Source organism: Bacillus thuringiensis, from assembly GCF_001182785.1.
In the GTDB taxonomy this organism is placed as follows: Bacteria; Bacillota; Bacilli; order Bacillales; family Bacillaceae_G; genus Bacillus_A; species Bacillus_A thuringiensis_S.
This window is the reverse complement of record NZ_CP012099.1, coordinates 481485-496535: the sequence shown is the minus strand read 5'-3', so window position 1 is coordinate 496535 and position 15051 is coordinate 481485. Positions and strand designations below refer to the sequence as shown.

Genomic DNA, 15051 nt, shown 5'->3' with positions numbered 1-15051 from the left:
ATATTAAAAGCGAAGGGATACTTTTTTCATTTACATGCTTTCATGCATTGTACGGTTAATTACATCAATTTGTTGTTCACGAGTTAATTTAATAAAGTTTACAGCGTAACCAGATACGCGAATTGTTAATTGTGGATATTTCTCAGGATGTTCCATTGCATCCATTAATGTTTCACGATTAAATACGTTAATATTTAAGTGATGGCCTTCTTTTACTGCATAGCCATCAAGCATAGATACTAAGTTACGTACTTGTACATCATCTTCTTTACCAAGTGCTTTTGGAATGATAGAGAATGTATTAGAAATACCATCTTGTGCATCTTCATATGGTAATTTAGCTACAGATAATAATGAAGCTAATGCACCTTTTGTATCACGTCCATGCATTGGATTTGCACCTGGTGCAAATGGTTCTCCAGTACGGCGTCCATCTGGAGTGTTACCTGTTTTCTTACCATATACAACGTTAGATGTAATAGTTAAAATTGACATTGTATGAACGGAATTACGATATGTTTTATGTTTACGAAGTTTATTCATAAATGTTTTCACGAGATTTACAGCGATCTCATCTACACGATCATCATTGTTACCGTATTTAGGGAAGTCTCCTTCAATTTCGAAGTCCACCGCAATACCATTTTCATCACGGATTGGTTTTACTTGTGCGTATTTAATTGCACTTAATGAGTCTGCTACTACAGATAGACCCGCGATACCTGTTGCCATTGTACGAAGAACATTTGTATCATGAAGTGCCATTTCAATACGTTCATAGCTATATTTATCATGCATGTAATGGATAACATTTAATGTATTTAAATATAGACCCGCTAACCATTCCATTGTCATATCAAACTTATGCATAACTTCTTCATAATTTAATACTTCAGAAGTAATTGGTGCGTACTCAGGACCAACTTGTGCTTTTGATTTTTCATCTTTACCACCGTTAATCGCATATAATAATGCTTTCGCTAAGTTTGCACGAGCTCCAAAGAACTGCATTTGTTTACCGATTCTCATTGCAGATACACAACAAGCAATTCCGTAATCATCGCCGTAATCAGCACGCATAATGTCATCATTTTCATATTGAATTGCTGATGTTTTGATGGACATTTTCGCACAGTAGTTTTTAAAGTTCTCTGGTAATTGTTTAGACCAAAGAACTGTTAAATTCGGTTCTGGAGCTGGTCCTAAATTATCTAATGTATGCAAGAAACGGAATGAGTTCTTTGTTACTAATGGACGACCATCTAATGCCATACCACCGATAGATTCAGTTACCCAAGTTGGGTCACCAGAGAATAATTCATTATAATCAGGTGTTCTTGCGAATTTCACAAGACGTAATTTCATAATGAAGTGATCTACAATTTCTTGTACTTCTTCTTCTGTTAAAGTACCATTTGCTAAATCTCTTTCAATGTAAATATCTAAGAATGTAGAAGTACGTCCAAGACTCATTGCAGCTCCGTTTTGCTCTTTAATCGCTGCAAGATATGCGAAGTATAACCACTGGAATGCTTCTTTTGCATTTGTTGCTGGTTTAGAAATATCGAAACCATGAGAAGCAGCCATTTGTTTTAGTTCTTGAAGTGCACGCATTTGCTCAGATAACTCTTCGCGTAAACGCATTGTATCTTCGCTCATTACACCACCAGTTAAATTCAAATCAGCTTTTTTCGCTTCAATTAAATGATCAATACCATATAATGCTACGCGTCGATAGTCACCGATAATGCGTCCACGACCGTATGCATCTGGAAGACCAGTAATAACACCTGATTTACGTGCATTTCTCATTTCTGGTGTATAAGCATCAAATACACCTTGGTTATGAGTTTTTCTCCAATCTCTAAAAATACGACTAAGTTCTTTATCCATTTCGTATCCATAAGATTCACAAGCTTGTTCTGCCATACGAATACCACCATATGGTTGTAAAGAACGTTTAAATGGTTTATCAGTCTGGAAACCGACTACTTTTTCAATATCTTTATTTAAGTATCCTGGGTCATGTGATGTAATAGAAGAAACAATTTTTGTATCCATATCAAGAACGCCACCGTTTTCACGTTCTTTTGTTGTTAAATCCATTACTTGATCCCAAAGTTGTTTCGTTGCTTCAGTTGCTTCTGCTAAGAAAGATTCGTCTCCTTCGAAAACGTTTACATTATTTAAAATGAAATCGCGAACATCAATCTCTGCTTTCCATTTTTCACCTTTAAAGTTTTCCCATGCGTTTTTAACATTTTCTAATACTTGAGTCATCCTAATCTCCTCCATTTTTGATTAGTACAGGACTAAGATTTTTTATATAACAGCTTACACACTTAGAATACTACTTTTTTACGAAAGTGAACGAATTAGTTGTGACATGTTTGTGAAATGTTGAGCAAACTACTATATATATAGTGTTAACTTCATTTAAAAGTCTTTAAAATTAACCCTTTCCTTAATTGTATTTTTTTGGTATCCTTATATACGAGTCCTATTTTGTAATATAAGAACAATACCCATTGTAGAGCTGTAATACTCTTATCTCCTAATCTGTTATAGTTTTTATAACAGAACAAAAAAGTGTACACATGTTGTACACTTTTTTTGTTACTTCTATAAAACATCTCTTTTTCTATTGCCATCATAGAATCCGCCACGATTGTCTGTTAATGCAATTATTTGCTCTAGTCCTTCTATATGATCACCTATAATTCGAAGTACAGCTGGAGGATGACCTATTTTTGCAAAATGTTCACTGGGACGAATACGGTTCATCTTATCAACCTCAACACGACATACACATGCAATTTCAAATCCAGAAAGAAGAGCCTTCACTTGTGCTACACAAGGTGACAATAAAGATTTATATCCAATTGCTTTCAAACACTTGTGGCTAAATGCATTAGGTACCGCAATAAGTGAGCCTACCCCTAAATCCTTTCTATCACAAGCTAAATTTAGTGCATACTTAAATGCAGTTACAAGATGAAGTGGTACTCTTAAATCTAAATAATGATTTAAATCATTTAATGCGACGTCCTTTCCATCTGCTATAGCTTTTGTAAAAGGATATAACTCACTAGCTGGAATAACAAAATCACCATCTATAAATAACACAATTTCTCCTTTTGCAAAATAAGTTCCAAGTGAACGCCCTACATCGTTTCCAAGGGCTTCTTTATATATAATTGTTGTTGCGCCTTTGTCTTTTGCAATCGTTGCTGTTTTATCTGACGAACCATTTACGACTACGATGATTTCAAAAGGTTCAATTTTACGAAGCTCTTCTATAACGTTTCCAATTGTTTTCTCTTCATTTTGTACAGGAATAACAACCGATAGTTGCTTTCCTTTATACAAATTGGATGTAACGCCCCAGCCTTGATAAAAATCTTCAAAACTTAAAGTATGATAGACGCTATTCCTTTTCCTATTTCCATCATAATATCCCCCGCGTGTATCACTACTTACTATTCGTTCTGCAACTGCTTCTATATGATCACCTATCATTCGTTTTTCAGATTGAGAAAGGCTCGTGCCATATGCAGCATGTTCAATCGGTCGAAATTTATTTGGCGTGATAACATCAATAGCACAATGACGGCTAATTCTCCATTTACTTTGTGCTATACGTAAATGAGCTACAATAGGATTAACTAAACATTCATATCCAATACTTTGGACGACTTCTTTCGTCAACGCATGAGGTACAGATAATAAAGAATCTATTTTTAATTCTTCGCGCTCTAACATTGCATTTAATATTTGGCGCCATACTGTAATAGAATGTGGTTTTTGATTCTTTAAAAATAATGCGTCCAAATTATTTAAAACGATGTCAGTCTGATCATGTAAAATTGGATTAAGAAATAATTGTAATTTTGAAGTTGGAATAGCAAAGTCCCCATCTATAAATAGTAATACATCACCTATTGCATCTTTTGCGCCAACTGCACGCCCAACATCGTTTCCTAATAGTTCTTTATGCCTAATTATTTTACATCCTAACCGATCAGCAACCTCTTCTGTACCATCGTTACAACCATTTGCTATTACAATAATCTCTACTGGATTTAACGGTTTTATCGATTGAATAACGTCTGAAATCGTATCTACTTCATTACTTGCAGGAATAATAACTGATAGCGACTTAGCCATTGTTTTCTTCACGAAACCATTTAATAGTTTCTTTCAATCCTTGTTCCCACGTTACTGTCGCTTGAAATTGAACAAGTTCTCTTAACTTCGTTACGTTCGGCCTTCTATTTGGAATTTCTTCAAAGCCATGTGGATATACTTCCTCAAAAGGAACTTGTACAATTTTCGAAGAAGATTTCGTTAGTTTTTTAATTGTTTCTGCTACTTCTTTTATACTCTGTTCATTCTCAGAACCTATATTAATAATCTCACCATTTACCTTCTCATCCATTGCCCGAATTGTTGCTTCTACCGCATCACTCACATACGTAAAGCAACGTGTCTGCTTTCCATCTCCATATACGAGAATGTCTTCTCCTTGCAAAGCTGCACGGATAAATCGTGGGATTACCCCTGCATATGGACCATCTTTCGCTCTTGGACCATAAATATTAAAATAACGAACAATCGTTACAGGTAAGCCTTCTAATGCGTATCCTAAACATAATGTTTCTTCTAACGTTTTACAAACTGCATAACTCCAGCGAATTTTAGAAGTTGCCCCGTACAATCGATCTCCTTCTTCAGAGAAAGGCGGTTTGCCTTTACCATATACTTCTGAAGTAGATGCAAAAACTACTTTCTTCTTTCCTTTTAATGCTGCTTGTAAAATGTTTCTCGTTCCATCAAAATTCGTTTCAATGAGCTCTATACTTTTTTCCATTGTCGTTTTAACACCTAAAATTGCTGCTAAATGAAACACTACATCATGTTGATTTACTAATTCATAAATAGAGTTTTTGTCTAAAACACTTATTGGAATAACCCGAATCTCTTTCATTAGCTCATTATGATACTTATTTTTCCCTTTATAGAAGTTATCCACAATCGTGACTTCATAACCCCTTCTCACCAACTCTTCAGCTAAATGAGATCCAATAAATCCGGCCCCACCTGTAATTAAACATTTCTTACTCATACACTCACCTTCTTTATAATTCCCCGTGTATCTATTACTCGGTTCATTCCTTTAAAAAGCTTCCAATCGATATTAGAGTGGTCAGTTAAAATTAAAATACAACCTGCCTCTTTAAATGTTTGTTCATCCAAAGCAACAGATTGATACACCTTATCTCCAATTTCCGCGGAAGAAATATATGAATCATGGTATTTTATCTCGTATCCTTCTTTTATTAGTAATTGAATAATTGGCAAAGCCGGTGATTCTCTCAAATCATTTACATCTTTCTTATATGCGATTCCTACAATTAAAACTAGTCCGGGTGATTGTACCATGCCCTTTACTTTCCGGACTATTTTCTCTGGCATTTCTTCATTAATTACATGTGCCGCCTCAATTAATTGACTAATTGCCCCATTCTTTTTTATTCTCCATTGAAAATATAAAGGGTCTACGGGAATACAGTGCCCCCCTATCCCTGGTCCTGGCCAATACGGAGTAAATCCAAACGGTTTTGTAGATGCCGCTTCAATGGCCTCATAAAAATCAATCCCTAAACTTTCACATAATGTGTTTAACTCATTTACTAAAGAGATGTTAACTAAGCGCTGAATATTTTCAAATAGCTTACACATCTCTGCTACTTTCGGCGAACTAACAGGTACAACTACGTCAAAAATGGTACTATATAAATCCTGTACTTTTTGTTTACACTTTTCTGTTTGTCCACTAATAACTTTTGGAATAGATTGAACTGAATATTGGCTATTTGCTGGATCAATTCTCTCAGGAGAATATCCGATATAGAAATCTTCTCCTACCTTTTGGCCAGCTTGAGAAATAATAGGAATAATAACTTCCTCAAGTGTGCCTGGATATGTGGAACTTTCAAAAATGAAGGTTTGTCCTTTTTGGAGATTTTGTTGTATATAATGCGAAGCTGAAATGAGGGCACTTAAATCTGGTTCTCTTCGTTCATTAATTGGAGTTGGAACAGTAACAATAACATAATCATTATTTTGGAAATCAGTAATACCTTTATCTGGTGTATTTACTATTAATTTATTTTTAGTCAATAAACTTTGCAACACTTTAGAAGAAACATCTGGAATATAACTTTCTCCTTTTTTAATCGATTCTATTTTTCTAGTATCTTTATCTAATCCAAGTACGGTATGTCCTCTTTCTGCAAAATGGACTGCTAAAGGAAGACCAACATACCCTAATCCAATAATAGCTACTTTACTACTAGCATTCATCTGTATTCTTTTCTTCCTTTCTCAATTGTTGAATAGTGTCTCTATCGCGATCTCCATCTGTAAAACTCCCACGTTCGTCTGTATATTGTAATAGATAAGCAATCGCCTCAAGTTGATCACCGAAAATACGGTCAAATGCCGGAATACGTCCATTTACAAATCCATGTTGCTCCGGGCGTACCCGATTGGTTTTTATAACATCTACAAATTCTACTGCTGTAATAGAAAAAACCTCCAAAATAGCTTTCATTTGAGCTAATGGCGGAATAACAAGCGAGTCATATCCTATTTTCTCTATTACCCTTTTATGCATAGCATGTGGTACTGCCGTTAATGAGTTATTCCATAAATCCGGTCTTTTCGCTACTAAATTCACAAAATATTTCCCCATACTAATTGGATCTGCAGGATGAAACATATCTAATAAGCATTGTAAATCATTTAAAACCACGTCACTTCCATCTTCAACAGCTTGCAAAAATGGAGTGAGTTTTTTTGCTGGAATAACAAAATCACCATCAACGAATAAACAAATATCTGCCGTAGCATGCATGGCACCTATCGCTCGTGCTACATTATGTCCAAGCGCCTCCCCGAATTCAACAACAATAACATTCTCTAGCTTTGCCTGTTTAACAGTCTCAAAATCTGCTCCATTCGCGACAACAATAATTTCATCTACCCCTGCTTTTTTCACTTCTTGTATAACAGATCTTATCGTCATTTTTTCTTCTGACACTGGTATAATCGCACTATATTTCGCTTTTTCCTTCTTTAATACAACTGGTTTATAGTTCCCTATAAACTCCCTATCCCTGTTTCCCTCCGAAAAACCGCCGCGTTTACCATATGTTTCGATTACATATTGCAAAGCACGTAAATGATCACCCATAATACGGCTAGTCGCTTTCGGATAAGGAGAACCAGGTGATGTTCCTGTATGCACAGGACGAACCTTATTTGTGTGAATTACATCGACCGAAGCCGTATCAACAATATCTACTCCTCTAGACATCGCTATCGCTTGAAATAGTGCTGGATCTGCTAAATTCCACCAACCAAATTTCTGAATAACTTCCCTACTCATTGCGTGTGGAATTGCGATTAAAGATCCAACAACAAGCTCTTTTTTATTCAAATAGCGATTCAACATGAACTTTCCAACTGTCGTATAATGTGGTCTCATCTTTAAATAAACCGACCATGTTAAATTATTCACAACAATTTGATGCCCTTGTCGAATTCCTTTCACGAAACGTTGTAACTCTTTACTATCAATAACAATATCACCATCTAAAAACAAAACAATTTCACCTTTTGCTTCTCTAGCTCCAATAGCCCGTCCAACATCATTGCCAAGAGAATGTTTATAATAAATCACGTGACAATGATGTTGTAACGCTATGTCTTTCGTTCCATCTGTCGAGCCATTATCTACTACAATAATTTCGTAAGGCTTGAGCTTCTCCACTTCTACTAAAACTTGTGATAAAGTACTCGCTTCATTGTGCGCTGGAATAACAACTGATACTCTCATACTTGTATCACGCTTACCCTTCCAAGCGAACATAAGCAATAATAGGAGTACGCACAATTACATCTTCCGGTGGTCCATAAGAAGGAGAAGTACGAACACTTACCGCCCCATCTGTCACAGATAAAAGAATGCCTGTAACAATTTCTACAGCTGTCACAACTTGCACTAATTCACCAACATGGTTACGTAATTCATCAGTAAATAACATATATAACTCTCCTTTCTTACACTTCTTTAATTGATATAATGCTTGTAAATGGTAATAAAACTTCAGTTCCTATTCCTTCTTGCAATGTTAAGAAATCATCACCGACTGCTACAATAACGCCTGTTAATTGTCCAACAGTCACCGTAATTTCTACGTTTTTACCTAAATACTGCTTTGCAATTTCTTTAAAAGGTGATGTATTGCATTCTTTTAAAATGTTACAAATAATAGATTGAAATTGACTTGATTTTATAAATTCTTCCGTAGCTTGCTTAGAGTTTCTTTGAATAAACCTTGCAAAGTTTTGCGAAAATAAAAGTCGTTCCACAGCGGGCAATAATTTATCATCTAAAAAATAGCCTAATTGTCTATTAAACAATCTTGATAATTTATGCCAATATTTTCTGAACAGACACATACACTTCTCCTCCTATTATTTTTAGATTATAAAATTTTACATCCATACATCTTAATGTATACAAAATAGATATTTTTGTGATAGGTAAGGCATACATTTTCTAAAAGAAATATTTGTTTCAGGGCAAAAAAAAACTATCCAAAAGGATAGTTTTTTACACTTCAATATTTCGCAACATCGTATAAATGTCATTATTCACTTTACCAAATGATTTAATGTTGTTTTGAATGTTAGATAATAAAACAACATACACACTACCATTTTTACTAAATCCATTTAAACAATTCCAACCTGGCATTACACCGTGATTCGAATAGCTTCCTGGGTCTACGTACCAGCCAAATCCGTAATCCTTTTTCACAGCTGTAAACATTTGATCGTAACTCGCTTTTGAAATTAACTTTCCAGAGTATAACGCTTCGTTAAATAAATATAAATCATGTGCACTCGTATATATATCACCACAACCATATAGTTGTGACATGCTCGGAATATTAGGTGTTGTCATATTATTATTTACTATTTTATAACCCGTTGATGGGAATCTTGTTTGTTCTAACGCTGTGCCAAAACCAGAATGTTTCATACCGGCAGTAGCAAAAATATGTTGTTTAATATATTCTTCAAGCGACTGTCCACTTACCTTCTCGGCAATGTATGCAAGTATAGAGTAGTTCGAATCGGAATACTTCCACTTCTCTCCTGGACCACCAATACGCTTTTGATTTCCTATCCTTTTGATCAGTTCTTCATGAGAAATATCTTCTTTTCCTTGCTCATATTCTGGAATCCCTGATGTATGTGTTAATAGATGTTTTAGCTGAATACTATTACCTTGTGGAAAATCTGGAATATACTTTGCAACAGTATCTTCTACTTGTAATTTATTTTGATCTTTCAATTGCATAATAGCAGTTGCTACAAACGCCTTTGAAATAGAACCAATATAAAAAGTCGTCTCTGAATTATTCGGTACTTGCTGCTCTTTATTTGCCATACCGTACCCTTTATTCAGAAGAACTTTTCCGTTCTTCACAATAACAGCTGTCCCGCTAAATCCTGTGTTTTGTAAATACTGGTCCAATTGAGCGTTTTCATTAATTTCTTGAGGTGGTCCTTCAGCAGGCTGTTCCGCAGCTTGCGCTTGCTTCACTTGTTCTTCCTGCTCTTTTTGTTTTTGCTTCTGTACTTCTTGTTTCTTTTTTTCTTCTTTCTTTTTTAGCTCTTCTTGTTTCTTCATTTCTGCTGCCGCTTTTAAAGTTTCTTCTTTCTTATTATGCGCAACAATTTTTGTATACATGAAATATACAAGTGATAATAGTAAGACGAGAATGATTGTTCTTTTTATGTATACAATCGGCCGACGTGCTTTCCCATTCGCATTATTTTTTTCCTGATCCATAATTGCTTTTTTCCCCTTACTCACCAATAATTTAATTCCTCTACTAAAGATTTTTTTTAGTAGATTATGGATAAACCATTCTATATCATCCCTACTTTATCACGCACTGCACATATTACCAACCTATATATACAAAAAAGAAAAAGAAAATTTACAAAAGTAAGATTCCCGTTAAATTGTTAACAAAAAAAAGAGGATATCCTCTAAAAAATTGATGTTATCAATCTTTTTGGACATCCTCTTATCTCATTATTTATACGTGTTTTTTCATATCATCGGCAACAGATTCAACATTTGTACCTACGATAACTTGTACACTTGTATTACTTAATTTCATAACACCTTTTGCACCAGCACGTTTTAATGCTGCTTCATTTACTTGACCAGCATCTTTTACTTGTAAGCGTAGACGTGTTGCACAGTTATCAATAACTGTTAAGTTTTCTTTTCCACCTAAAGCCGCTACGTAAGTTTCACCAATTGAACCTGCAACTGGAGCTTCTTCACCTTCAGCTACTTCCTCTTCGTCTTCACGACCAGGAGTTTTTAAATCGAACTTCTTAATTAAGAAGTAGAATACAACGAAATAAATTACTGCGTAAATTAAACCGACTCCCGCAAGTAATACTGGTTTTGTTGCAATACCGAAGTTTAAGAAGTAATCGATTGCACCGGCACTAAATGTGAAACCATCGTGAATGCCAAGTGTTGTTGTAATGAATAGAGACAGACCTGTTAATACAGCATGAATACCATATAATACTGGTGATAAGAACATGAATGAGAATTCAATTGGTTCTGTAATACCAGTTAAGAATGAAGTTAATGCTAGACCACCTAACATACCTGTAACCATTTTACGTTTTTCTGGTTTAGCAGCCGCAATCATTGCGAAACATGCTGCTGGTAAACCGAACATCATAACTGGGAAGAAACCAGTCATAAACATACCCGCTGTTTTATCTCCTGCAAGGAAGCGAGCAATATCACCATTTACAACATTACCTGCTGCATTTGTAAAGTCACCAAGTACGAACCAGAAGTATGTGTTCATTACGTGATGTAAACCGATTGGAATTAATAGACGGTTTAATAAACCAAATAGACCTGAACCAACTGCCCCTAGATTAACAATTCCATGAGCTAATGCATCGATAGCATTTTGAATTGCTGGCCAAATTTGTGCGAATAGAATTCCTAATAGTAACATCACAACCGATGTAACAATTGGGACGAAACGTTTTCCAGCAAAGAACCCTAACCATTCTGGAAGTTTAATCTTATGGAATTTATTATAAAGAAGTCCCGCTATAACACCGACAATGATACCACCTAAAACTTTCATATCCACTTTAGTCGATAATTCGGCTGCCTTAGATACTTGTGTCATTGTATCTGCAAGCTTAGATGGATCTACATTAGCGCTATTACCTATTAAATCTTGGACTTTGCCTAATTTATCTTGTAATTCTACAGTAGAATATCCCTTACTAAGTGCATCAATACTGTTTTTCATAACTAGATAACCAATTGCACCTGCAAGACCTGCTGCACCACTACCATCAACTGAAAGACCGATTGCAATACCAATTGCAAAAATGAGTGCTAAATTATCAAAAACTGCTGCACCGGCCTGTGCCATAACAGGAATATCAAATACATCTGGTTGCCCTAAACGAAGCAATAATCCTGCTGCTGGTAGTACGGCGATTGGAAGCATTAACGCTTTACCAATACGTTGTAAAAACTGCAACATTTTAATTCCCCCTATCAAATTTATGAAATCGTTATCATTATAAGTACGCCTTAGAAAACGCTTTCTATTTACATAACCATAATAACATATAGTTGTATAGATGTGTAGTTTTTATTTTTGAATTTTTTATGGATAAATCTCCTATTTCCAAACTGTTATATAAAAGGAAAATTCTCCTTTTTAAAATACAGAATACTCGAAACGAAAGACCTATTATAGCACATTGAACTTTCGTTTTATCATTCCACTTTTTCATGTTATTATTTATTTCCGAGCATATCGGGAAAAGTAAACTTAGTTAATTCAAAATAGGAGCGTTGGTACTATGCAGTGCATTGAAACAAACAACTTACAACAGTTGTTAGAACAAGTAAAACCATATACGAAAAAAGGAAAACTTGCTACTTATATCCCCGAACTAGGAAATGCAAATCCAGACGATTTAGGGATTGCCATTTTCCATAAAGAAACAGAATATATCCATGCTGGCAACTCACAAACACTATTTACTCTTCAAAGTATTTCTAAAGTAATTACACTTGCCCTTGCTCTTTTAGACCGTGGTGAAGAATATGTATTTTCTAAAGTTGGAATGGAACCAACGGGTGACCCATTTAATTCTATTATTAAATTAGAAACGACAAGTCCGTCCAAACCCCTTAATCCAATGATTAATGCAGGAGCATTAGCTATTACAAGCATGTTAGCAGGAAAAGATAACGAGGAAAAAATGGAACGTATTCTTCATTTTGTACGTGAAATAACAGATAACCCTACTATTAATTATTCCTCTAAAGTTGCCGATTCAGAATTAGAGACAGCTTATCTAAATCGTTCGCTTTGCTATTATATGAAACAAAACGGTATTATCGATTGTGATATTGAAGAACTTATGGATTTATATACTCGTCAATGCGCAGTTGAAATAAACTGCATCGATTTAGCACGTATCGGCTTAATTTTTGCAATGGATGGATATGATCCATATAAGAAAAAACAAATTATCCCTAAACATATTACAAAAATTTGCAAAACATTTATGGTCACATGTGGTATGTATAACGAATCTGGTGAATTTGCAATCCGTGTTGGTATCCCTGCAAAAAGTGGTGTAGCGGGTGGTATTTTCGGCTGCGTAAAAGGCGATATGGGAATCGGCATTTTCGGACCGGCTTTAGATGCAAACGGAAATAGTATTGCTGGTTTTAAAATTCTTGAACTTCTTTCTGCTCAAGAAGGCTGGAGTATTTTTTAATCGCGAGTTATCCTGCTATACTAGCAGGATTTTTTATTTCACCAAAACCTCACTTTTGTCAGTTATCAATCCTCTTACAAAAACAGTGCTGAAAGTTTCTCTATATCATGCATATTTGTTCCCCCCTCCTGAATAATATAGTACAACCTAGCGCTATATGTGGAGGTGTGAAAGATGAAACTAATATTTCAAATGGGAAAACAACCTGTTCTTGAAAAAACAATCCTTCTTTTTATATTGAGTATTGTAGAAAGCTTGAAGTTAAAAGTTGTTTCACTCGACGAAGCTCACCGATACATATTCAATTTAGAAGTACTTGAATTATTAATGGATCGGAACATCGATGATCAAGTACTTGAACTTATTCATTTCGGGATGGGACTTGAAGACATTCATCATGTGCTTCCTGAAGAACTTGAGCACACGATTGAGGAATTAAAGTGGCTTTGCATCCAAGTGTTAAGTGAATACAGTATGCATGAAGAATCAGAACAATTAATTGAAGACATACGCTAAAAAGCACCTATGTAGTATGTAGGTGCTTTTTATTTATTAAGAAGTAAATATCCGATGTCGATATATGCAACTTATTCAAGTATTTCCGAGGAAATGCTCGAACATTGCTTTTCTATTTTCACAACAACTGATCAATCCCAATAAGTATTAATAACACTCCTGCAATAACCGTAGCCCATTTCCCTAAGTATGCTGCTAAATATCGTTTTCCTACATACGCAAAACCGCTTATGCAAATAAAACTAAACACCCCAGAAATAGTCGCTGTAAGCCAAAGATTTAAATTTGTTACCCCTGCATCAAACCCACCTGCAATATTATTAATAGATAATGCAACTCCTAAAACAAGTGCTTCAGAAAAACTAATTGTTTTAGAGCCATCAAAATCTGCTTTTTCTGGATCACGTAAAATTCCCATAAGTACATTATCATCTTTAGAACCTGCAGTATTTTTTTGACTCAAAAAAGGCTGACATAAAATAAACACCCCGATTATCCCTAAAACGATTGCTCCAATCAGGTTTGCTGTAAACTCTGAAATAAATAACGCAATCCAGTTCCCAAAAAATCCAGCTAGTAAAGTAAATAAAAACCCAAAGAATGCGATGATAAAATTGTTAAACCACGAAATACGAATTTTACGAATGCCATACGCAATTCCAACACCTGCATTATCTAAATTAGAAGCGATCCCGATTAAAAAAATTGAAAATAAGCCTGCCGTACTCATAAATAGTCACCCCTTTTTCTCACTTTTCAATGCATATTATGAAAATGTTGAGCAACTGTGCCTGTCTGTTTCATATACTTGTAATAAATGCTCAACATTTTTTCAACACGAAAAAAGGAGTGCCTACACTATGGCTAATGAAAACCCGAATGATCGGCTTGGTAAATTAATAAAAAAACTTTTAAAAGAACGCGCCCTATCTATGCGCCAACTAGGAATACTTACAAATATTGATCCTGCAACAGTCTCAAGAATTATTAATGGCAAACAACCGCCAAAACAAAAACATCTACAAAAATTTGCAGAATGTCTTCAAGTTCCACCCCAATTGTTATTTGATGAAATGTACCCTGATTCTCCTCACATAAATAAAGAAAAAACGGATATGTACACATCTCTTGATACCATTCAGCAAACTTTACAATCCTCTAACTTATTCGATTTCGATTACACTACAACTCGCGTAAAACAAGAACTCGAAAATTACGAACGCTATGCCCAGACAACAGAAGGCGAAAAACGTATTCGTGACAGTTTCGCAAGCAAATTAGAGCAAATTGATAGTGCTGGTCCTTTTATTGAACAATTAACAGATATGTATCAACAATTTTGCAATGAAACCATTTCAAAGGAAGAACGTGCAGTTCTTGGGAGCGCATTACTTTATTTCATTTTATCGACAGATATTATTCCCGACTATCTCTTTCCAATTGGCTATTTAGATGATGCGATTGCCGTTGAATTAGCAAAAGAGAAATTACTTGAAATGAAACGAAAGACATAGCAAAATAAAGAACTATTTCAGTTGTTTGTATTCAACTCTGAAATAGTTCACTAGAAAATCGTACAAGTATACATACTCG

Annotated in this window: 14 protein-coding genes and 1 pseudogene; 3 read left to right on the top strand and 12 right to left on the bottom strand. The window is 35.0% G+C overall.

Features of this window, described 5'->3' with window-relative positions; all coding sequences use genetic code 11:
• Positions 1–30: 30 nt before the first annotated feature.
• The 11 genes and pseudogenes from pflB to AC241_RS35835 form a co-directional block, all read right to left on the bottom strand.
• Positions 31–2280, bottom strand: coding sequence for a formate C-acetyltransferase (pflB, locus tag AC241_RS02565; RefSeq protein ID WP_043935360.1), 2250 nt, complete (start codon positions 2278–2280; stop codon positions 31–33).
• 152 nt (positions 2281–2432) lie between these two features.
• Positions 2433–2654: a hypothetical protein gene (locus tag AC241_RS02560; RefSeq protein ID WP_002094217.1), complete on the bottom strand. Its 222-nt coding sequence runs from the start codon at positions 2652–2654 to the stop codon at positions 2433–2435.
• Positions 2623–4167 carry a glycosyltransferase family 2 protein gene (locus AC241_RS02555; RefSeq protein WP_050842496.1) on the bottom strand — a complete coding sequence of 515 codons (1545 nt, stop codon included), beginning with the start codon at positions 4165–4167 and terminating at the stop codon, positions 2623–2625. Before AC241_RS02555 ends, AC241_RS02560 begins: the two co-directional genes overlap by 32 nt.
• Complete coding sequence (locus AC241_RS02550; protein WP_048563989.1) at positions 4160–5125, bottom strand: UDP-N-acetyl-alpha-D-glucosaminuronate decarboxylase; 966 nt, start codon at positions 5123–5125, stop codon at positions 4160–4162. Before AC241_RS02550 ends, AC241_RS02555 begins: the two co-directional genes overlap by 8 nt.
• Positions 5122–6366 (bottom strand): nucleotide sugar dehydrogenase, encoded by a 1245-nt coding sequence (locus AC241_RS02545; protein WP_016083630.1) that lies wholly within the window; start codon positions 6364–6366, stop codon positions 5122–5124. The genes AC241_RS02550 and AC241_RS02545 overlap by 4 nt, the downstream gene beginning before the upstream one ends.
• Complete coding sequence (locus AC241_RS02540; RefSeq protein ID WP_050844802.1) at positions 6356–7903, bottom strand: glycosyltransferase family 2 protein; 1548 nt, start codon at positions 7901–7903, stop codon at positions 6356–6358. Before AC241_RS02540 ends, AC241_RS02545 begins: the two co-directional genes overlap by 11 nt.
• Before the next feature lie 13 nt (positions 7904–7916).
• Positions 7917–8111 (bottom strand): LSm family protein, encoded by a 195-nt coding sequence (locus AC241_RS02535; protein ID WP_000899476.1) that lies wholly within the window; start codon positions 8109–8111, stop codon positions 7917–7919.
• Positions 8112–8127: 16 nt separating this feature from the next.
• A complete protein-coding gene (locus tag AC241_RS02530) occupies positions 8128–8529 on the bottom strand; it encodes an LSm family protein (protein ID WP_000335538.1) in 402 nt (133 codons plus the stop codon).
• Positions 8530–8683: 154 nt separating this feature from the next.
• Entirely contained in the window at positions 8684–9931 is a 1248-nt protein-coding gene (locus tag AC241_RS02525) for a serine hydrolase domain-containing protein (protein ID WP_043315048.1), read from the bottom strand.
• 253 nt (positions 9932–10184) lie between these two features.
• Positions 10185–11687 carry an N-acetylglucosamine-specific PTS transporter subunit IIBC gene (gene nagE / locus AC241_RS02520; RefSeq protein ID WP_043935353.1) on the bottom strand — a complete coding sequence of 501 codons (1503 nt, stop codon included), beginning with the start codon at positions 11685–11687 and terminating at the stop codon, positions 10185–10187.
• Between the two features lie 141 nt (positions 11688–11828).
• Positions 11829–11943, bottom strand: a pseudogene (locus AC241_RS35835) (transcriptional regulator).
• A gap of 69 nt (positions 11944–12012) precedes the next feature.
• On the opposite strand from AC241_RS35835, the gene glsA reads away from it, so the two are divergent.
• Both glsA and AC241_RS02505 read left to right on the top strand, forming a co-directional pair.
• The gene (gene glsA, locus AC241_RS02515; RefSeq protein ID WP_016083634.1) at positions 12013–12942 is read left to right on the top strand and encodes a glutaminase A; all 930 of its coding nucleotides are present in this window, start codon (positions 12013–12015) and stop codon (positions 12940–12942) included.
• A gap of 174 nt (positions 12943–13116) precedes the next feature.
• Positions 13117–13458: a DUF3969 family protein gene (locus tag AC241_RS02505; protein WP_000766603.1), complete on the top strand. Its 342-nt coding sequence runs from the start codon at positions 13117–13119 to the stop codon at positions 13456–13458.
• A gap of 118 nt (positions 13459–13576) precedes the next feature.
• Here the strand turns inward: AC241_RS02505 and ytaF are convergent, their stop codons facing one another.
• Complete coding sequence (ytaF, locus tag AC241_RS02500; protein WP_016083635.1) at positions 13577–14188, bottom strand: sporulation membrane protein YtaF; 612 nt, start codon at positions 14186–14188, stop codon at positions 13577–13579.
• A gap of 130 nt (positions 14189–14318) precedes the next feature.
• Between ytaF and AC241_RS02495 the strand changes: the two genes are divergently transcribed.
• Positions 14319–14972 (top strand): DUF1232 domain-containing protein, encoded by a 654-nt coding sequence (locus AC241_RS02495; RefSeq protein WP_016083636.1) that lies wholly within the window; start codon positions 14319–14321, stop codon positions 14970–14972.
• The last annotated feature ends 79 nt before the right edge of the window (positions 14973–15051 follow it).